Source organism: Martinezella multihospitum (genome assembly GCF_900094585.1).
Lineage (GTDB): Bacteria > Pseudomonadota > Alphaproteobacteria > Rhizobiales > Rhizobiaceae > Rhizobium > Rhizobium multihospitium.
This window is the reverse complement of the sequence record NZ_FMAG01000003.1, coordinates 381,854-401,456: the sequence shown is the minus strand read 5'-3', so window position 1 is coordinate 401,456 and position 19,603 is coordinate 381,854. Positions and strand designations below refer to the sequence as shown.

Sequence of the window (19,603 nt, the reverse complement as noted above, 5' to 3'; positions counted from 1 at the left end):
AGCATGTAGTGTCGCTCCCGGCCATCCACTACCCGGAAAGTTTCGGCTGAAATCTTCGAAGAATTCGATATGCCGATGGCAACCGGCGATATTCGGCAACGCCGACGTTGCGATCAGTGACACTCGCGCCAATATTAGCTTCGACCTGAGCGCAGTTGGATCAAGGAGGAAACATATGGTCGCACTGAAAAAGGTTAATCTTACCAAAGCCTTTGCAGCCTTCGATGAGACATGGAGCCCGCGCATCGGCGGCGATATCAACGATTTCCAGGTCAAGCTCACGAAGCTGGAGGGTGCCTTCCATTGGCACCATCACGAAGAGGAGGACGAGCTGTTCCTCGTTGTCAAGGGAACGCTGCGCATGAAGCTGCGCGAGGAAAACGGCGGCGACCTCGTGCTTGGACCTGGCGAATACCTCATCGTTCCGCATGGGGTTGAGCATTGTCCGGTCGCCGAACCAACCTGCGAAGTCGTGCTGTTCGAGCGCAATACGACGCTCAATACCGGCAATGTCGAAAACGAGCGGACGATCCGCGCGCCCAAGCGTCTTTAAACGATCCCGATGGTCCGGCGGCCCGTCAAAAAGGGCTGCCGGACATTGTCCAGTCCATCAGTTCAGCGCCAGCTTGTTCGATGGCGTGCGGCAGGCGGCGAAGACATCCAGGCTTGGATCGTAGATCTTTGTCGACACGTCCATCATGCCAAGAACGCTGTGGAAGATGTTGTCGTGAGAGTAGGTGCCCTCGGCGGCGCGCTTGGCGAGGCAGGCCATATCGAAACCGGCGGCCTTGGCGAGATCGTCGGCCATCCATACCAGCATTGGTACATGCGTCTGCTGTGAGGGCGCGATGATATAGGGCGTGCCGTGCAGATAGATGCCGTTCTCGCCGAGCGACTCGCCGTGGTCGGAGAAGTAGAGCACGGAGCCGGATACCGTGTTCGAGCGTTGCTTCAGCTTGTCGATGACCATGGAGACGATGTGATCCGTGTAGAGGATCGTATTGTCATAGGCATTGGTGATTTCCTCCTGGGAGCAGGAGCTGAAGTCGTTGGAGCGGCAATCCGGCTGGAACCGACGGAATTCTTCCGGGTAGCGCTGATAATAGGCCGGGCCATGGCTGCCGAGCTGGTGCAGCACCAGCACGCTGTCGCCCTTCACCTTGTCCAGCCAGCCGTCAACCTTGTCGACGAGGATCTCGTCCTTGCATTCGCCGTCCTGGCAGAAGCGCGGATCGGCAGAGTGCGGCAGAAAGGTATATGAAACGCGATTGGTGACGTCGTAGCTGCCGGTGTCGTTGTCCAGCCACGTCACATCGACCTTGGCATGGGTCAGCACATCGAGCAGGTTTTCCGTCTCAAGTCCCTTGCGATGGCTGTATTGTTGGCGCGTGTAGACCGAGAACAGGCAGGGTATGGAGGTGGCCGTCGCGGTACCGCAGCTACTCGTATTCGGGAAATAGACGACGTTGCGTTTTGCCAGTTCCGGATTGGTCATCTTGGCGTAGCCGCCGAGCGAAAAGTTCTGTGCGCGGGCCGTCTCGCCGGCGACGATGATCGTCACACGCGGCTTGCCGTGGTCGACGGCGCCGACCCTGCGGGCATCCGTGCCCAGTGGCTGTGCTACGACGTTTGCATTCCTTTGCGCATCGATGACGTATCGCACTGCGCTTGTGATCGGCATCACAGGATTAAGCGTATCCATCATGTCTCGGTGAGCGCGGCCGATGCCAGCGTAGGTCTTATAGAAAGTCGTTCCAGCAGCGATGAAGATCGCCGAGCAGGCGAGGATGACGGCGGTATTGTAGGCGAGTTTCTTGAAGATCGGGCGATGGACGATCCGGACCCATGCGACGACAAGCGACGGCAAGATGCCTGTCAGCAAAACATAGGTGATGAAGCGCGTCGTGATCAGATGGCCGCTCTCCGCGCCCGTCGAAACGGCCGCATTGCGGATCATTTCCTTGTCGATGATGACGCCGAACTGGTCGTTGAACCAGGAAGATACCGATGCCACCAGAATGAAGAAGATCAGGACCGGCTTCGTGACGTATTTGGCCGAGAAGAGCGTGAAGAGCGCCATGATGGCTGCGGAAATACCCATGACGAAGGCAGCAAAAGCGGCTGGCTCAGCGATAAAATAGCCATAGGACTTCGCCCAGAACATCCTGTTTGTCACAAGAAGTACATAAAGCGTGGCTATAAGGCACAATGTGACACTGCCAATTGCTGGCCTGAATATCTGTCGGCCAGATGATGCTTTTTCGCTGGTCAATGGTTGTCTCCGAGGCATGGGCTATCGGCTGGGCGCCTGTAAACCCATCACTGCAGGTGCGCTTGGCTGTTGAAGCCGGCCACCATGGTCACCAATCCTGACATTTACCTGAATGACAAGCTTTTGTGCAGGGCTATTTCGGGCCTGTTTCCGGTTGTCGTCTTTTTTGCCGGCTTCATATCCGGAGTTCAGGTCGCCGTCAGAAATAGGCATCATAGCTGCTTGATTGCAACTGGGGATGCAATCGTGCGGCTTCTATTGGTCGAAGACAATATACTCATAGGCAATGCAGTACAGGATCATCTGCGCGCGGACGGATGGTCAGTCGACTGGTCCATGGATTTGGAATCCGCCAGGGTCGCCGTCGCGGCCGAAGCCCATGACGTGATGCTCCTTGATCTTCGCTTACCCGATGGCAGCGGCCTCGATCTGCTCAAGCTCATGGAAGCGCGCGGGGAAACGACCCCGGTCATTGTCATGTCGGCCTATGACCAGCTGTCGGACCAGATGAGGGCCATGAATATCGGCGCCGTCGACTATCTCGTGAAGCCCTTTGCGCTAAGCGAGATGGCGGTTCGCGTGCGCAAGGCCGCAAGACGCAGCCGCTTGATCCGCATGCGCAATGCGGGCTGAGCCGACGGTTTTCAGGGCTTGGCTGTCGTTCCCGACCGCAGGAGATCGATGACAGCAATGGCTGCGGCAAAGACCACCAGGGACAAGAGCCAGCCTAGGACCGCGTCTGACAGATAGTGGGCTCCGGTCATCACGCGCATGATCGGCATCATGATCGAGACGACCGCAAGGGGAATGCCGAGCGGAAAACGCAGGCGCGGCGGCAGCAGCAAGACGAGGCAAAGCAGCCAGCCGCCGGACGACGCCTCGCCGGAGACGAAGGAACAGTTTCCAAGACACCGGCCGGCAAACGAGCCCGCCTGGACGAAATCCAGCGAGCCGCCGAAGAGATCCGTGCTGCGTGGTCTCGGCCTGCCGCCGTAGCTCTTCAGCAGCGTGTTGACGATGAGGCCGCAGCCGATGGCGAGCGATATCAGTGCAGCGATGTACCGATCCGTTTTCAGCGTCCGCCAGCCTGCGCCGAATTTGCGCCAGGACGAAATCAGCTTGGCAACCAGGACGACGATGGCGATATAGGGCAGGGCGAGCGTCACATCCCGCACGATCTCGAAGACACGGTTCTTAGCCAGAGCAAAGACGCCGCAGACTTGACCCGGAATGACGGCGGATGCGCAGGGCTTAGCAGTGAAGACACTCTTCGCGACGACGAGGTCGATATCGGGAAATCGATAGAAGACGAACAGCAGCACCCACCAGAGCGCAAAGAGCGCGAGAAACACAAAAAAGGATCTGCTGACAGGCGCGGTCCGTTTTGTGTAAGCAATGGAGTTGTCGTACATCGTAGACGCTGACCACTGTCCGAACAGGTTCAAAACGAGTGCCCGTCCGCGTTGTATCGACATCCGACGGCCACTATCAGGCGTCTTTTATGACAGAAGCCTGACGCCAGCCTGAAGACCAAGCGGTTACGAAAGCCCTGAGGCTCGATAGCGTCACTCGATTGATAAGGGTGGGTTGACGGTGCCTTTCTCTGTTATGTCTCTGTTATGCGCGGCGACCTATTCGCCGGTCTTGAAATAGGCTTCCAGCCGGTAGCCATCGGGATCGATGACGAAGGCGGCGTAGTAGAACTGGCTGTAGTCCGGCCTGATGCCCGGCTTGCCGTTGTCTTCGCCGCCATTGGCGATGCCGGCGGCATGGAAGGCGTCGACGGCTGTCTGGCTTGGTGCCACGAAACAGAAATGCAGGCCGGAACCGCGATCGGCGGGAACGGGACGTTCCACCTCACTGACCCAGAACTGAGCACGCTCCGCACCGTATCCGACCGTGCCGTCGAAGTTGGTGACGCGCTCGTAGCCAAGGGGAGAAAGGGCTGCGTCATAAAATTTTTGCGCCCGCGCCAGGTCTTTGACGCCGATCGAAATATGGTCGAACATGAAAACAAGCTCCTGCCGTGTTGTCTGTGGAGCTTTGCGGAAGGCACGCTCCTGGAGAAGCGCCAGCTTTCGAAAGTCCGCAGGTCGAGTTCGTCTCACCATCTTGCAACGGTCATGGGAAGTCAACAAAACGAAGCGATGGGCTGTCTGGTCGCTTGATCCGGATGCTTCGTCTATAAGTGGTCGAAGGGTGCGGCTCCCGGTGAGATAAGCGGATCGGAGAGATTTGTCGATGTTCGGCCGTGATCCGAATTTTTCAAAGCGACTGTCGATTTCCAAAGAGCTGCTTCGTCGTCAATATGAGCGAGTTTATTGGACGGCAATGGTGCCGGCGCCTCGCTTCCGGAGGACACTTCCATGCGTTTCATGTCTATCGTCACATCCACCGATTTCATGCATCCGACGCCGGAGCTTGCCGAGGCCATGCACAAGCTTGCCGATCGGGAAATCAAGGCCGGCCGCATGATCGATACGGCAGGGCTGATGCCGCTTGCGACGGGCGCCCGCGTCACGATCAAGGATCGCAAGCTGAGTGTTGTCGACGGCCCCTTCGTGGAGGCCAAAGAGGTCGTCGGCGGTTACGCCATCTTCGAACTGCAGAGCAAGGAAGAGGCCGTGGCGCTGGCGGTCGAGTTCATGCAGCTGCACAAGGATTTCATGCCCGGTTGGGAAGGCACGTGTGAGGTGCGCGCCTATTTCGAGCCAAATGCCGAAGGTGTATGCGACCCGCTCGCCGAAGCAAGGGCATGATGCTTTCGGTTCGTAGCCGGGGCGGGCGGCCTTGACAGCCGCCGGCACCCATCGAGCAATCCTGGCCGTCTGGCGGATCGAACAACCGCGGCTCATCACCAGCTTGGCGCGATTGCTGCGCGACGTGCCGCTGGCTGAGGATCTGACACAGGAAGCGCTAGTTGTCGCCTTGGAGCGGTGGCCGGAAACGGGCATCCCCGAGCGGCCCGGCGCTTGGCTGATGACCACTGCCAGGCGCCGGGCGCTGGACCATTTGCGTCGTCGGCGAATGCTCGACCAGAAGCACGAGATGATCGTTCGAGAGATGGAGGAGGAAGAGCAGATCATGCCCGACCTGGACACCCCTCTCGATGACGATATCGGCGATGAAATGCTGCGCTTGATCTTCACTGCATGCCATCCGCTGATCTCGCGCGAGGCACGGGTGGCGCTCGCTTTGCGGATGATCTGCGGTCTGACGACCGAGGAAATCGCCAGAGCGTTTCTGGTTTCGGAAGCGACGATCGCGCAGCGCATCGTTCGCGCCAAGAAGACATTGTCGGAATCGGGACTTTCCTATGAAACGCCATACGGGGAGGAGCTGTCTCAGCGCCTCGCCTCGGTGCTGGAGGTCGTCTATCTGATCTTCAATGAAGGATATACGGCGGCGCGGGGCGAAAACTGGCTTCGGCTGCAATTGTGCAACGAGGCGCTACGGCTCGGACGAATATTGACATCCGTGGCGCCGCAGGAGCCGGAGGCACATGCATTGCTGGCCCTGATGGAACTGAATGCGTCCCGCTCGGCGGCCAGGACGGATGCCGCCGGCAATCCGATCCTGCTGCTCGATCAAAATCGTGACCGCTGGGATCGACTGCAGATCCAGCGAGGTCTGCAGGCCTTGCGACGGGTACATGAGCTTGGTGGTGCGGGCGGGGCCTATGCCTTGCAAGCCGCGATCGTCGCGTGTCATGCGAGAGCGAGAACGGCCGATGAAACCGATTGGAGGCGGATTGCCGATCTCTATGCGGAACTTGCCGCGCTTGTTCCTTCCCCGATCGTCGAACTCAATCGCGCTGTTGCCGTCGGCATGGCCGAGGGTCCCGAGGTGGCATTGGAGATCATCGATGGTCTCCACGATGAGCCTGCGCTGAAGGATTATCATCTTCTGCCGAGCGTTCGCGGCGATCTTCTCTATAAGCTCGGCCGATATGACGAAGCGCGGCGAGCCTTTGAGACGGCGGCCGCGCTTGCTGAAAATCAGAGAGAGCGTGATTTCCTGATGCGCCGCGCTGCCGAAGCCGTGGGCGCCGGGAAGGATTGACCCGCCGGAGCGGCGGGTCATCCTGCTTCGAACTATTCTGCAGCCTGATAATTCGTGGCCCTTGCCGCGGATGAGCGCGGGCCGACGGCGGCGAGCAGCGTAATGGCGGCAGCAAGGATCGTCACGAAACCGATGCCGGCAATATAGGGATTCCAGCCGAAGCTCGGAGCCGCACTGAAGACGGCTGACGCCGCCGCCAGGATGATGCCGCCACCGATCTGGAAGGAGGCAAACAGCATGCCCGAAGCCAGGCCGGATTCATCGTCGCCAACGTCGGAGAGGGCTGCAACCTGGATCGACGGATAGGTCATGGCATAGCCGACGCCGAGCAGGAGCTGCGAAATGGCGACGAGCACCATCGTATCGATATGCCCGGCCGACAGCACCCAGAAGAGATAGCTAATGGCCTGCAATCCCACGCCGAAAGTCATCAGCAGGGTCGTACCGCGGTTCTGACCTATCGTTGCAAAGCGCGGTGCCAGGAACATGACGCAGGTGCCGCCGATGGCGAAAGCAAAGCCGGTGGCGAAGGCCGACCAGCCGACGACGGTCTGGTAGTAGAGCGTCGCAATGAACTGGAAGCCGACATAGGCACCCTGGTACAGCGCCGCGACGGCATTGGCATGGCTGAGCTTGGTGCGACGGAACATGGCAAGCGGCACCATCGGATCCTGATGGCGCGACTCCACGACCAGGAACAACAGGATCAGGATCAATGCGGCAAGGAGCGAGCCCCAAGTCGCGAAGGCCTGCCAGCCATCGGCGGCGGCATTGGTGACGCCGAAGACGAAGAGCAGCAGGCCGGGGGTGATCGTCAGGGCGCCGGCCCAATCGAAGCGGGCACTCGGGCCGCTGCGCTTATGGTCGGCGGGCAGGACGAGCGGGGCAACGATCAGCGCCAGGATGGCGACGGGAGCCCCCATGACGAGGGTTGCACGCCAGCTGATGAGGGTTGCCGCTCCACCCAGCACCATACCGAGCACGAAGCCGGCAGCACCGGTGGAGGAGAAGACGCCGAGCGCCTTGGCGCGCGCATTTCCTTCGCCGAAGACAGAGAGAAGAAGCGCAAGTGCTGCCGGTGCGGTGAAGGCCGCGGCAATGCCCTTGATGAGACGCGCGGCGATCAGGGTCGGAGCGCTGTCGACGAAGCCGCCGGCAATGCTGGCGGCGGCAAAGACACCGAGCGACCAGAGGAAGACGCGGCGGTGGCCGAAGAGATCGGCGACGCGGCCGCCAAGCAGCAGGAAGCCGCCATAGCCGAGCACATAGGCACTGACGGCCCATTGCAGCGAGGTTGCCTGCATGCCGAGTTCTTTCTGGATTGCGGGCAGGGCCACCCCAATGGTGGAGACGTCCATGGCGTCGAGGAAGTTGGCGGCGCATAGAAGCAGCAACGCCAATCCCGCCCCGCTTCGAGTTTGGGAAGAAGTCATCGGGTTCGTTCCTTTCTAGGCTGCCACCTCTTGGGAGGTTGAAAGCGGCAGGGAACGAGAAAATGTACATCTTCAAACCCTATTGCAAATTGATAGTAACCATGTCAGGTATTACTGGCGATGATGAATGACGCGACACTTCGAAAAATCGATCTCAATCTGCTGCTCGCCTTTTCCGTGCTGATGCAGGAGCGCAATGTGAGCCGCGCGGCGGAGCGTCTGCTGCTTGGCCAGCCGGGTCTTTCCGCGGCCCTTCGCCGGCTGCGCGAGACGCTGGATGATGAGTTGTTCGTGCGCGTCGGGCGCGGTCTGCAGCCGACGCCGCGGGCGCTGTCCATCGCGCCGGCGATCGAGGATGCGCTTTCCGGCATTGAGCGGGCCATTCGCCCGCCCGCCGCCTTCGATCCCGCGAACTGGCACGGCGAGTTCCGCGTCGGCATGTGCGACAATCTCGAATCGTCCTTTTTCGGGCCGCTGGTGGCAAGGCTGCGTCAGCAGGCGCCGAACGCGCGGCTGGTCAGCGTGGCCTTCGACAGGCGGGATGCCGCGCGCCTGCTCGACGAGGGCGCCTATGATTTCAGCATCTCCGTGCATGACGAGCCGGCTTCCTGGCATGTTCGGGCGCCGCTGTTCGAACAGGCGTCGCTCTGCATTTACGACAGCCGTCATCTGAAATGTGCCGCACCGCTCAGCCTGAAGCATTTTACCAGCGCGCCGCATGTGATCGTATCCATTGAAGGCACCATATCGACGAATGTGGATGCTGCCTTGGCGCGGCTTGGTCATAGCCGTCAGATCGTGGCGACTGCGCCGCGCTTTTCGGCCCTGCCGACAACATTGCAAGCGATTCCGGCGATTGCCACCGTTCCGGAATCCATTGCCCGCTGCATGGCGCAGCTGCACAATCTGACGATTTCGAAGCCGCCATTCGAATTGCCGGCCGATCCGGTGACGATGCTCTATCGGCGCGTCGATCAGGCCGACAGCCGCTCGGTATGGCTGCGTCGCCTTACGGTGGGAGTCGTGCAGGATGCGCTGGCGGCAAGCGGCTGCACTATAGGCGTGTCAAAGGATGCCTGCTGCTACGATCCGCCTGAACTTGCCGAGGCGGTATGATGTTTCGAGGGGAGGAACGATGATCCGGCATACGCCGCGCCTGTCCCTGCGCATGCCGGAGGAGCGGGATCTCGATTTCGTCACCGCGCTGTTTGCGCGGCCGGAACTGGTCGTCCATCGACCCGACCCGACGCCGGATTCGCCTGCGGAAAGCGCCCGGCGGCTCGCTCGGGATCAGGCCCACTGGCGCGTGAACGGCTTCGGGCGCTGGACGATCGAAACGGAAGGACGGCTGATCGGTTTTGGCGGCGTTACCGTCTCGACGGAATTCGAGGGGCTCAATCTCTCCTACCACCTGCACCCCGATTATTGGGGAAGCGGTTATGCAACGGAATTGGTGACGGAGGCATTGGCTTTTGCCTGCCATGATCTGCGGGCGAAACGCGTTATCGGGCTGGTACGGCCCGTCAATTTTGCCTCTCGTCGCGTTCTGGAGAAATGCGGTTTCGGTTTCGAGCGGGAAGTCATGCTGCATGGCGCTCCGACTCATCTTCTGTCCTGCAAGCTGCCGGTAGCGAGCGCCGGCGAACAGGACTAGCCGTCCGGATAGGGCATGCCATCCTTGTGCACGAAACGGCCGTCCGTGCTGGAGCTCATCATGTCGACGTCCGAGCAGGTGATGAGGTCCGTTGGCGAGCGCGTGCCGGCCTCGAGATAGATTGCCGTGCTATTCGACTTGTTGACCAAGTGATGGCCGTTGCCGGAGCCCTTTGGGAAGGCGGCGCAGTCGCCGGCGCGCAGCACTGTCTCGCCATCGTCCTCGATCAGCGTCAGTTCGCCTTCCAGCACGTAGACGAATTCATCCTCCTCCGAATGCCAATGCCGCTGGCTCGACCAGTTGCCCGGCGGCAGCCGCATCAGGTTGACGCCGAAATCCCTGAGGCCGCCGGCATCGCCTAGTCGCTGCCTGACGCGCTCGGTGGAGCGATCATTGAAAGGAGCGGGATAACGCGTGCCCTTGATTTCCGGCACGGCTGCAACATCGATCTTCGGCATGATGATCCTGCCTGCGATTTGCCAAGGGTGGATATGCTGTCTGCGCAGTTCAGATGCTACCAAGATTTATCCCGGTCAGTCCAGCATCCCATCCAGCATTATATCCTCGCAAAGTGCCTGGCAAACCACCTTTATTTGCCGCTTCTTGTCATGCATCTGTCATCGTCCGTACACATGTGCGTCGTTTAGGCAACACAGTATATGTACATGCTGTCACATATGTTGGGTCCCTCATTTCGATCCTTGTAAAAGCGAGATCGCAATCGCAACTTCCTGCTCGGAAGCGAAGCGTTGTGCTTCAGGCTAGCCACTGAAACTTGATGTCGGACGGCCCCCCAGGTTCGTATCTCGCGCAAGTTCGTTTGAAGAATGGAGTTACCATGAACATCAAGAGCTTGCTTATCGGCTCGGCTGCGGCCCTCTGCGTCGTATCCGGCGCTCACGCGGCCGACGCCATCGTCGCTGCCGAACCGGAGCCGCTGGAATACGTGCGTATCTGCGATGCGTTCGGCGCCGGCTATTTCTTCATACCCGGTACTGAGACCTGCTTGCGGGTCGGCGGCAAGGTTCGCACCGAAGGCCAGTGGAAAGATCCTTACAATCGCGACAGCAACTTCGGCACCAAGTGGCATACCCGCGCCGAACTGAACCTCAATACCGCGACCGACACCGAATATGGTCCGCTGAAGACCGAAACCATCGTTCGCTGGGACTGGAACGACGGCGGCGCGACCTCCACCAATCTGCTGTGGGCCTACATTACCCTTGGCGGCTTCACCGTCGGCAAGACGGATTCGCAGTACAACCAGTTCGTCGGCTATGCCGGCGATGTGATCCAGGACGACGTCATCTATGACGGTCCGTATGAATTGAACCAGCTCACCTATAATTACGACAGCGGCACGGGCTTCACGGGCGTCATCTCGCTCGAAGACAGCAATTCCGGCACGACCACCAGCGCCTATGGCGGCAGCTGGCAGCTTTCGAAGTCTGACCACTATGCTCCGAACGTTGTCGCCGGTCTCGGCTACAAGGCCGGCATGTTCGGCTTCAAGGTTGTCGGCGGCTACGACTCGATCGTCGAGGAAGGCGCCATCAAGGCTCGTGTCGACGCGGACTTCGGTTTCCTCACGGCCTTCCTGATGGGCGGCTGGAATACCGATGGCGACAAGCTCAACCAGTATGCCGGCTCGAACCAGAACGTCTCGGCCTGCACAACCTCCGACGGCGTCGTTCACGGTGCAAAGTGCGGCTGGGGTGACTGGGCAGTCTGGGGTGGTGTCGGCGTTCCGATCAACGACAAGCTGAAGTGGAACGTTCAGCTTGCCTATACCGACTCCAAGATCTTCGAGGCAACGACCAACGTCAAGTTCAACCCGGTCAAGAACCTGCTGGTCGAGCCGGAGTTCACCTACGTTCACTATGATCTGCCGAGCGATGATACCTTCTCGGGTATCCTGCGCTTCGAGCGGACCTTCTAAGGTCGGTCGACTTGGCTTGACCTTCATCCGAAATGGGGCCTGGTATTCGCATCAGGCCCTGCTTGCCTCACTCCGAGGTGATTGGAAAACCTAGTCGCCAGCATGCTGCCAATCGGCATGATGCAAGGCGAAGCGGCTTTCAGCTCGAGCGTATCTGAACCACGAGCTTGCCGAGCGATCGTTCACGATCGCGACCCATACAGCTGACAAAGGGAAGTCGGCTCACTGTCATAAATGTAAAGCTAATGAAGGGATATCTCATCCTTTCTAACGCTATTTGGTGCCACCAAAGGAAGCCCCATGAAGACGATTATCATACTTGCGGCAATCGGACTGATGTCCACCAACGCAATGGCCATGTCGGCCTATAATTCCAAGTCGATGACCTGTGCAGCCGTGCATGAGAAGATGGCACAGGAAGGCTCGATCGTGCTGAGGTACCCGTCTCATCATCCCGGCATGATGATGTACAACCGCACCGTCTCGAATTCGATGGCGTGCCTCGGACAGGGTTCAATGGCCAGCGCCAGCGTTCCAACGAGTGACGATCCCAGCTGCAAGATCAAGACCTGCAGCTTCACCACCGGCAAGGGCCCGAACAAGAACCACTAAGCCGGTGGTACAAGGCTAACCAGCTCGTAAAGGCAGAACATCGGCCCGGCGGGAGATCTCTCCTGCCGGCGCGTGATCCATGCTTCTCTATCTCAATTTATGAAAAACCTTGATGCGGCCGCGACTGCATCGAATAAAACGGGAGCAAGGCCTGTAGCTTTAGCCACTACAATAGGTGCCAACACTGTGAGGCTGGCGTCAGTAAATTTGGTTACACGTTCTCCGACCCAAAGTGCGACCTTTAGGCCAATTTTCATAAGACTATTTATATGCCGATTTACGGCTTCTGTGTTTGGCTCCTCTTTGCCAACTTCTTCTTCAATTGCTTGAATATCTTGCCGGACCTGTTCGAACTCGCTCCGGTGCAGCTCGCCGTTCGCTAAAAGTTCCGGAGGATTGTTATGTCCGACGCCAACGTTGCGCTCAGAACTGATGACCTCTCGTTCGAGTTCCGAAATGTAAATGCGGAGAGCATTCAATTTATTGACAAGGTCCGAACGGCTATTGGTGTTCGACGGCGTATTTTGTGGCCCTTTGGTCGCGGCTTTTAGAAGTGCTTGGAAGTCTCGATTTCCATTCAGAAGGGCACGTATCTTCGGTCTAACGTTTACCCCAATGCCTAGCCGGATAGCTAACCCAATAGCTACTTCACGGATGAGGAGATGGGGTCTAAGGCAATAGCCAAAGGGCTCACTTTCCGGGAGCACAAAGAATGCCATGGAGCACCTCTTGCGGAGAGGGCGACGAGCGCTCACATCTAGTGACATCAACCCAAAGGCGATCAACTAGAAAGCCAAGTCGCTCAACAGAATGTGCCAGCCATGAAGTTACCCAGTGATCCGACAGGCAAGGGTGCCGCCGCCTACCTCGGGGTCATCTACCTGATTGCCTATCTTCCAGTTGCGGGAATCGTTTGGATGGCTACCGGTCTGAACATTGGTGACAGGCAAGTCGAATGCTCTGCAAACCCATGGGCCTATACAGTTGTGTTGCTATCGATTACCGCCATTGCTCTGTTGCTGCATATGGTGGTCGGCTACTATTATTTCCAATCAATCGGGGAAGGCCCTTATGGTCCCCTTCAGAAGCCTAGAAGCCGGAAAAAGCCAAAGCGCACACGCCTCTTGCCATACATCTCGAATGCCGTGTTGTTCCCCATGATGCTGTTTCCCGGTGTGTTCTTCCTGCTGCTTTTTCGCTGTCCGTAGGAGGCTAGGGACCAGATCAGGTTATCCGAGCGTCATCCAGGTCGGGCCACTGCGAGCGTTCCGCTCTAGTCTGAAGATAGCGTCTAATGTCGCCCTCGTTGCGTTCCTTCTCGTCAGCTTCGAGCAGAGCATGAAGGAAGTGCGCTTCGATTTCCTCAGGGGAGGGCATCAGGTTTTCTGAGCGGGTGGTTGCGGCAGGGGGCTGCCCATTTTGCACAAGCTTGAGACCCCAATCGAAAAGATCAGTCACACGGCGGGCCTCGTCTAGGTCTCGGCGTTTGGCTAGCTTTTGGTCATTCGTACGGAGCGAGACAGAAAGGTACTGCTTGAAGTTTCCGGTGGCCGGATTGATCAACTCGGAGAGCTGTCTTTTGACGTGCTCCGGAGCCGGCTTGCCGGCAAGTGCCTGCGGAAGTCGTCTGCGAAACTCGTAGATACCGGATGGTCTGCACTGCATGAAACTCAGTCCTGCCATCGAATGTGTCCAACCCTTGTGCTCTAGCCATGCGAAGTAGCGGGCTATTGCTAAGGTCTTGGAAGCTTAGATGTTTTGAGCTTTCTATGCATTAGGAAAACGGAACCGCACCCGACAGGATTCGAACCTGTGACCTTTGGAATCGGAATCCAACACTCTATCCAGCTGAGCTACGGGTGCATGCCGTGACGACCTGAATCGCCTGTCCGATGGCTGGTTCTTAGCCTAGGAAGCGCTTGGCTTCAATCAGGAAAATTCAGGAAAGCGTGAGATCGGACGTTTTGGTGCGGTAAGGCCGCGGCTTTGGGCGCGCGGCCTTGTTGTCATGGGCGGTATCGGCTCATTCCTTCATCGCGCCGGGGCCGGGGGTGGCCTTTGGCGGCACCTTGCCGAGGATGATCATGCCCAGCACCTCGTCCTTGGTGACGTCTTCGGTGCGGGCGTGGCCGACGACCTGGCCGTTCTTCATGACCGAAACGCGGTCGGCGAGGTCGAAGACGTCGTGGATGTCGTGGCTGATCAGGAAGATGCCGATGCCTTCCTTCTTCAGCTGCTTGATGAGCTCGCCGACCTGCGCCGTCTCCTGCGGGCCGAGCGCCGCGGTCGGCTCGTCCATGATCAGGATGCGGGCATCGAAGAGAATGGCACGGGCGATCGCGACCGACTGGCGCTGGCCGCCGGAGAGCGCCTTCACCGGCTCCTTGAAGCGCTTGAAGTTGGGGTTGAGGCGCCCCATCACTTCGCGGGCCTTGGCTTCCATTGCGACGTCGTCGAGCGTGCCCCAGCGGGTCTGCAGCTCGCGGCCGAGATAGAGGTTGGCGGCCGCGTCGACATTGTCTGCGACGGCGAGCGTCTGGTAGATCGTCTCGATGCCGTATTTCTTGGCGTCGCGCGGGCTGCGGATATCGGCAGGCTCGCCGTTGATCAGGATATCGCCGCTGTCGCGCTTGTAGGCGCCGGAGAGGATCTTGATCAGCGTCGACTTGCCGGCGCCGTTATGGCCGAGGAGCGCTACGACTTCGCCGGGGTAGAGATCGACCGAGGCATTGTCGACCGCGTGGATGCCGCCGAAGGAGATGGAAATGTTCTTCATTTCCACAAGCGGAGTGGTTTGATCCGTCATGGTTCAGAATTCCTTTTACTTGGCGCGCGAGCGGTAGACGATGTCGAGCCAGACGGCGATGACGAGCACGACGCCGACGACGACGTTCTGGATCGGCGTGTCGACATTGGCGAGCCCCATGCCCGATTGCAGCGACTGCATGACCAGGGCGCCGAGCATGGCGCCGGCGATGGTGCCGCTGCCGCCGGCAAGCGACGTGCCGCCGATGACGGCCGCAGCGATGGTGAAGAGTTCGTAGGTCGTCCCTTGCGAATTGGCGGCGGCGTTCAGGCGGGCGGTGGAGATCGCCGCGGCGACCGCCGCAAGCAAGCCCATCAGCGCGAAGATACGCACCGTCACCCAGCGGGTCTTGATGCCGGCGAGTTCGGCGGCTTCCGGATTGCCGCCGATCGCGAAGACATAGCGGCCGAAGCGCAGGCGGGTGGCGATGAAGGTCATGATGATGCCGATGCCGACGGCGATCAGCACGGGAACGGCGATGCCGTAGGGGATATCGAGCCCGGTTTCCGGCCAGGGGATGTTGTGCTCGGTCGCGTATTTCTTCGCGATGCCGACAGGCCAGTAATAGATGTTGAAGACGTAGATCGTGATGAGCACGAGGGCGGAGCCGAGGATGGCGAGGAAATATTCCGCCCAGAGCGGCCGGCGCGGGAAGTTGAAGCGCTTGCGCTGATGACGTCCGCCGATGATGCCGAGCACGATGAAGACGCAGGCGAGCACGCCGAGGATCCAGCTCCATGTCGCGCCGATCGAGCCTTCGGCGCCGCCGCCCATGATGCGGAAGGTGGCGTCGAGCGGAGCGACCGTCTGGCCGCTGGTGACGTACCAGGCAAGGCCGCGCCAGGCGAGAAGGCCGCCGAGGGTGACGATGAAGGAGGGGACATTCAGGAAAGCGATGATGACGCCCTGAAAGGTACCGAGCAGCGTGCCGACGGCGAGGCCGCAGATCAGCGTGATGACCCAGGTCCAGGAACTGTCGAAGCCGAGATAGGCGGGCAGGTATTTCGCCTGGATGACACCCATGATCATGGCAACGAAGCCGAGGAGCGAGCCGACGGAAAGGTCGATGTTGCGCGTGACGATGACGAGCACCATGCCGGTTGCCAGCACGGCGATCTCGCAGGTCTGAACGGAAAGGTTCCAGAGGTTTCTGGGGGTCAGGAAGAGGCCGCCGGTATAGACGTCGAAGCCGATCCAGATGATCAGCAGCGCGCCGATCATGCCAAGCAGGCGCGTATCGATTTCGGTGGCGCGCAGGAAGCGCGTGAACGCCCCTTCTTCTGCCTTGCGCGGACCGCTCGATGTTGTGGAATGTGTCATGTCGGCCATCGCTTTGCCGTTCTCCCACTTGTTGGGCGCAGGCCCGCGAATGCTCTTTCTTGATCGCTGGGCAGTATCCGCGCTGGTCACAATAGACGTCATCGCTCGCCCATCCGGTTTCTCCCGGTTCCACGACCGCCATCCGGCAGGCCGATCGGATATGCGATGACGCAACACATGCGGGAAGCCTTCACCCCGTTCTGGGTGGAGTTGCGGGCCTCTTATCCGCATTCGACGCCGCAACGGAAAGCCCCTTGCGGCGTCGGCATTATCTTCGGGTCAACCCGTCAAGCCGGGTGCTTACTTGCAGGCAGCGACGCTGCCGGCCTTGACGCCCTGGCAGGCTTCAGCCTTGGTGATCCAGCCAGCGTCGATGACGACGTTGAGGTTGTCCTTGGTGATCGGGATCGGGGTCAGGAAGACCGACTTCATGGCGACGTGCTTCGGGCCGCCGTTGAAGGTCTGAACGCCCTCGATCTGGTCCTGGGTCTTGCCGCCGGCAAGAGCGAGGGCGATTTCGGCGGCGCGCTTGCCGAGTTCACGCGAGTCCTTCCAGACCGAAACGGTCTGCGTGCCGAGCGCGATGCGGTTCAGGGCAGCCTTGTCGGCATCCTGGCCGGAAACCGGGACGGAGCCTGCGAGGCCCTGGGCGTCGAGAGCAGCGACTGCACCGCCGGCGGTGCCGTCGTTGGAGGCGACGACCGCATCAACCTTGTTGTTGTTGGCGGTCAGGAACTGCTCCATGTTGCGCTGTGCGTTCTGCGGCAGCCAGCCGTCCGTGTAGGCTTCGCCAACGTTCTTGATCTTGCCGGCGTCGATCGCGGACTTCAGCACTTCGATCTGGCCGGAGAAGAGGAAGTCGGCGTTCGGGTCGGACGACGAGCCCTTGATGAAGACGTAGTTGCCTTGCGGCTTTGCCTTCAGCACTTCGCGAGCCTGCATGCGGCCCACTTCCTTGTTGTCGAAGGTGATGTAGAAGGCGGCCGGATTTTCGATCAAGCGGTCGTAGCCGACAACCGGAATGCCTTCGTCCGCAGCCTTTTCAACGGCCGGGCCGATGGCGTCGGAATCCTGTGCGAGAATGATGAGGGCATTGGCACCCTGCGAAATCAGCGACTCGACGTCGGTCAGCTGCTTGGAAGCGGACGACTGTGCGTCGGCGGAAATGTATTTGGCGCCGGCAGCTGCGAGCGCCTTCTTGATGGCTGCTTCATCCGTCTTCCAACGTTCTTCCTGGAAGTTCGACCAGGAAACGCCGACGACGAGATCCTTGGCGAAGGCAGCCGTCTGCATGGTCAAAACGATGGCCGCGCCCGCAGCCAGCTTGATGAAAGCTTTCATGTGATCCTCCCGATTGAATGCGACCGCACGTATCCTGAACTCCCGTCGGCCGCGGCGAAAATGCTGACAAGAAAAGCTTTGGACTTTTTTCTCGACAGTCGAGAAATTTAGTGTCAGAGATTTTTTCAGCTGTCAACACCCGCACTGCGAGGTTTCATCGGTCGTCCGAAAAAGCTATCAAGGCTGCGGAGGAGGAGGTTGAATGAGCAGGGAGTTTGCCGATGCTGGCCAAATCGAGCACCGAATTGGTCCGTCAAAAGAACAGCGCTTTGGTCTTGTCGGCGCTGCGTCGGCACGGCCCGCTTGCCCATACCGAGCTTTCTGATTTCACAAAGCTCTCCTCCGCGACCGTATCCGTCATCACGGCGGATCTGGAGCGGGCGCAGATCATCGAAAAGGCGGAACAGCAGGCTGCCAGCGGCCGCGGGAGGCCGCGTGTCCTGTTTTCGCAGCGGCGCGATTGCGGCTATCTGATCGTCGTCGTCATTTCGTCGGATGCCGTGCAATATTCGCTCGTCGATTATACCGGTCGGCTGATCGACCGCTTTACCGAAGACAGGCAGCAGAACGCCACGGGTGTCGAGCACTTCGTGGCCGGATTGCGCGATGCCCTGAACCGGATCGTCACCCGCTCGCAGTTGCCGCGCGACAAGGTGCTGATGATCTCGATCAGCAGCAAGGGGCTCGTCGATGCTTCGGAGCCGGTGCTGCGATGGTCGCCGATCTTCGGGCGTGAGGAAATCGATTTCGCCGCCGTACTTCGCGACGAATGGTCGGCGCAGGTCATTCTCGGCAACGAGACCCTTCTGGTGGCCGCGGCACTTGGGCGGCAGGAAGAAATCGATACGCGCGGCGATTTCCGCGCAATGGCGGCGCTGTCACTCGGCCACAGCATCGGGCTTGGCATCGTGCGCCGTGACCATGAAGGCAATCATCAGATATCGGCGCCGAATTTCGGGCATATGATGCATGTGCCGGGCGGGGGCCTTTGTCGCTGCGGCGCGCGCGGATGCATCGAGGCCTATGCCGGTTTCTACGCCATGCTGCGCACGGCCTTCGATGTGCCGCTCGACACGATCCCGGCGAAGTTCGTTCCGATCGCCGAGCTCGACAAGATCGCCGCGAGCGCGCGTCACGGCGGGCGCCGCAACGTGCTGGCCTTTCGCCAGGCCGGCCTGGCGCTCGGCAATGGCCTTTCGCGTGTCTTGAGCCTGCACGAGCGGATGCCGATCGTCATCACGGGGCCGGGCGTACGCTACTATGATCTGCTGATCGAGGGCATAATCGAAGGCTTGGCGGAATCGCATGTCGTGCGCATGGAGGGCATGCCGGAGCTGCGCGTTATCGTCGACGAGCCGACGCTCGTCTTCGAAGGACATCTGAACCGCGCATTCTCGATCATCGACAATGATATCGTGAAGAGGGGAGCTTCGGTTGTGGAGCTGCGCGATCAGGCGGGTTGAGAAGCGATAAAGGCAGGACGTGGGCATGTGCCTGACCGCTGCTTCGCCAGCTCGATCAATCCGTCAAGCCCAGAGGCTGATCATCCTCGCGGACGTGTAGGATGCGATCGATCAGGCCCCATTCCAAAGCCTCCTCCGCCGTCATGAAATGGTCGCGGTCCATGGCGCGTTCGAACTCCTCGTAGGCGCGGCCGCAATGCTCGGCATAGAGCCGCGTCATGCGATGCTTTGTTCGTCTCATTTCTTCAGCGTGGATAAAGATGTCGGATGCCTGCCCCTGGAAACCGCCCAATGGCTGGTGAATATGGATGCTGGCATTTGGAAGTGCGGTGCGTTCACCCGGCTGGCCCGACATCAAGAGGAACGAACCCATGGAACGGGCCGTGCCCATGCACAGCGTATACACCGGCGCACGAATGTAGCGCATGGTGTCGTACATCGCGAGACCACTGGTCACCACGCCACCAGGGGAGTTGATATAGAGATGGATCGGTCTCTTGGGATTTTCGGCCTCAAGAAACAGTAGTTGTGCGCAGACGAGGGCCGAGACGTCATCGTTCACCTCGCCATTCAGGAAGATGATTCTCTCGCGCAGCAGGCGGGAATAGATGTCGAAAGACCGCTCTCCTCTGCTGGATTGTTCCACGACCATAGGGACGAGTTGCATCGCTTCGCGCATCGGCGAACTCCAATGTTCTTGA

21 protein-coding genes and 1 tRNA gene are annotated in these 19,603 nt (G+C 59.6%); 10 read left to right on the top strand and 12 right to left on the bottom strand.

Annotated features, from left to right (window positions below):
* Nucleotides 1–175: 175 nt before the first annotated feature.
* Entirely contained in the window at nt 176–553 is a 378-nt protein-coding gene (locus tag GA0061103_RS13540; protein WP_092711938.1) for a cupin domain-containing protein, read from the top strand.
* A 57-nt stretch (nt 554–610) separates the two neighbouring features.
* On the opposite strand, the gene GA0061103_RS13535 is transcribed toward GA0061103_RS13540, so the two are convergent.
* Complete coding sequence (locus GA0061103_RS13535) at nt 611–2,290, bottom strand: phosphoethanolamine transferase (RefSeq protein WP_092711936.1); 1,680 nt, start codon at nt 2,288–2,290, stop codon at nt 611–613.
* A 228-nt stretch (nt 2,291–2,518) separates the two neighbouring features.
* Between GA0061103_RS13535 and GA0061103_RS13530 the strand changes: the two genes are divergently transcribed.
* Nucleotides 2,519–2,905: a response regulator gene (locus GA0061103_RS13530; RefSeq protein WP_092712795.1), complete on the top strand. Its 387-nt coding sequence runs from the start codon at nt 2,519–2,521 to the stop codon at nt 2,903–2,905.
* An 11-nt stretch (nt 2,906–2,916) separates the two neighbouring features.
* Here GA0061103_RS13530 and GA0061103_RS13525 read toward each other — a convergent pair whose 3' ends face one another.
* The gene (locus GA0061103_RS13525) at nt 2,917–3,624 is read right to left on the bottom strand and encodes a phosphatase PAP2 family protein (protein WP_245304748.1); all 708 of its coding nucleotides are present in this window, start codon (nt 3,622–3,624) and stop codon (nt 2,917–2,919) included.
* A 279-nt stretch (nt 3,625–3,903) separates the two neighbouring features.
* Nucleotides 3,904–4,281 carry a VOC family protein gene (locus GA0061103_RS13520; protein ID WP_092711932.1) on the bottom strand — a complete coding sequence of 126 codons (378 nt, stop codon included), beginning with the start codon at nt 4,279–4,281 and terminating at the stop codon, nt 3,904–3,906.
* 357 nt (nt 4,282–4,638) lie between these two features.
* Between GA0061103_RS13520 and GA0061103_RS13515 the strand changes: the two genes are divergently transcribed.
* On the top strand, nt 4,639–5,031 hold the full coding sequence (locus GA0061103_RS13515; protein ID WP_069612795.1) for a YciI family protein: 393 nt from the start codon (nt 4,639–4,641) through the stop codon (nt 5,029–5,031).
* 31 nt (nt 5,032–5,062) lie between these two features.
* Nucleotides 5,063–6,334 carry an RNA polymerase sigma factor gene (locus GA0061103_RS13510; protein ID WP_092711930.1) on the top strand — a complete coding sequence of 424 codons (1,272 nt, stop codon included), beginning with the start codon at nt 5,063–5,065 and terminating at the stop codon, nt 6,332–6,334.
* A 32-nt stretch (nt 6,335–6,366) separates the two neighbouring features.
* On the opposite strand, the gene GA0061103_RS13505 is transcribed toward GA0061103_RS13510, so the two are convergent.
* Entirely contained in the window at nt 6,367–7,767 is a 1,401-nt protein-coding gene (locus tag GA0061103_RS13505) for an MFS transporter (protein WP_092711928.1), read from the bottom strand.
* Between the two features lie 120 nt (nt 7,768–7,887).
* Between GA0061103_RS13505 and GA0061103_RS13500 the strand changes: the two genes are divergently transcribed.
* Together GA0061103_RS13500 and GA0061103_RS13495 are read left to right on the top strand one after the other, a co-directional pair.
* Nucleotides 7,888–8,883: a LysR family transcriptional regulator gene (locus tag GA0061103_RS13500; protein ID WP_092711926.1), complete on the top strand. Its 996-nt coding sequence runs from the start codon at nt 7,888–7,890 to the stop codon at nt 8,881–8,883.
* A 19-nt stretch (nt 8,884–8,902) separates the two neighbouring features.
* Entirely contained in the window at nt 8,903–9,421 is a 519-nt protein-coding gene (locus GA0061103_RS13495) for a GNAT family N-acetyltransferase (RefSeq protein WP_092711924.1), read from the top strand.
* Here GA0061103_RS13495 and GA0061103_RS13490 read toward each other — a convergent pair.
* Nucleotides 9,418–9,879 carry a cupin domain-containing protein gene (locus GA0061103_RS13490; RefSeq protein WP_092711922.1) on the bottom strand — a complete coding sequence of 154 codons (462 nt, stop codon included), beginning with the start codon at nt 9,877–9,879 and terminating at the stop codon, nt 9,418–9,420. The two genes, GA0061103_RS13495 and GA0061103_RS13490, sit on opposite strands and share 4 nt — an antisense overlap.
* 380 nt (nt 9,880–10,259) lie before the next feature.
* Here GA0061103_RS13490 and GA0061103_RS13485 point away from each other — a divergent pair, with 380 nt between their 5' ends.
* A complete protein-coding gene (locus GA0061103_RS13485; RefSeq protein ID WP_092711920.1) occupies nt 10,260–11,360 on the top strand; it encodes a porin in 1,101 nt (366 codons plus the stop codon).
* Nucleotides 11,361–11,660: 300 nt separating this feature from the next.
* The gene (locus GA0061103_RS13480) at nt 11,661–11,972 is read left to right on the top strand and encodes a hypothetical protein (RefSeq protein WP_092711918.1); all 312 of its coding nucleotides are present in this window, start codon (nt 11,661–11,663) and stop codon (nt 11,970–11,972) included.
* A 92-nt stretch (nt 11,973–12,064) separates the two neighbouring features.
* On the opposite strand, the gene GA0061103_RS34750 is transcribed toward GA0061103_RS13480, so the two are convergent.
* Nucleotides 12,065–12,691 carry a hypothetical protein gene (locus tag GA0061103_RS34750; protein ID WP_141694431.1) on the bottom strand — a complete coding sequence of 209 codons (627 nt, stop codon included), beginning with the start codon at nt 12,689–12,691 and terminating at the stop codon, nt 12,065–12,067.
* 102 nt (nt 12,692–12,793) lie between these two features.
* Here GA0061103_RS34750 and GA0061103_RS13475 point away from each other — a divergent pair, with 102 nt between their 5' ends.
* A complete protein-coding gene (locus tag GA0061103_RS13475; RefSeq protein WP_092711916.1) occupies nt 12,794–13,180 on the top strand; it encodes a hypothetical protein in 387 nt (128 codons plus the stop codon).
* A gap of 16 nt (nt 13,181–13,196) precedes the next feature.
* Here GA0061103_RS13475 and GA0061103_RS13470 read toward each other — a convergent pair whose 3' ends face one another.
* From GA0061103_RS13470 to xylF, 5 genes are all read right to left on the bottom strand, one after another.
* Nucleotides 13,197–13,655, bottom strand: a complete 459-nt coding sequence (locus GA0061103_RS13470) for a DUF6538 domain-containing protein (protein ID WP_092711914.1) — start codon at nt 13,653–13,655, stop codon at nt 13,197–13,199.
* Between the two features lie 106 nt (nt 13,656–13,761).
* Nucleotides 13,762–13,835: transfer RNA gene (locus GA0061103_RS13465), tRNA-Arg, on the bottom strand.
* A gap of 160 nt (nt 13,836–13,995) precedes the next feature.
* On the bottom strand, nt 13,996–14,778 hold the full coding sequence (locus tag GA0061103_RS13460; RefSeq protein ID WP_069612788.1) for an ATP-binding cassette domain-containing protein: 783 nt from the start codon (nt 14,776–14,778) through the stop codon (nt 13,996–13,998).
* A 15-nt stretch (nt 14,779–14,793) separates the two neighbouring features.
* A complete protein-coding gene (locus tag GA0061103_RS13455) occupies nt 14,794–16,107 on the bottom strand; it encodes a sugar ABC transporter permease (protein WP_092711912.1) in 1,314 nt (437 codons plus the stop codon).
* Nucleotides 16,108–16,398: 291 nt separating this feature from the next.
* Complete coding sequence (gene xylF, locus GA0061103_RS13450) at nt 16,399–17,439, bottom strand: D-xylose ABC transporter substrate-binding protein (RefSeq protein WP_092711910.1); 1,041 nt, start codon at nt 17,437–17,439, stop codon at nt 16,399–16,401.
* A 221-nt stretch (nt 17,440–17,660) separates the two neighbouring features.
* On the opposite strand from xylF, the gene GA0061103_RS13445 reads away from it, so the two are divergent.
* The gene (locus GA0061103_RS13445) at nt 17,661–18,902 is read left to right on the top strand and encodes an ROK family transcriptional regulator (RefSeq protein WP_092711908.1); all 1,242 of its coding nucleotides are present in this window, start codon (nt 17,661–17,663) and stop codon (nt 18,900–18,902) included.
* A gap of 55 nt (nt 18,903–18,957) precedes the next feature.
* Here GA0061103_RS13445 and GA0061103_RS13440 read toward each other — a convergent pair whose 3' ends face one another.
* Nucleotides 18,958–19,581 carry an ATP-dependent Clp protease proteolytic subunit gene (locus GA0061103_RS13440; RefSeq protein ID WP_092711906.1) on the bottom strand — a complete coding sequence of 208 codons (624 nt, stop codon included), beginning with the start codon at nt 19,579–19,581 and terminating at the stop codon, nt 18,958–18,960.
* Between the last annotated feature and the right edge of the window lie 22 nt (nt 19,582–19,603).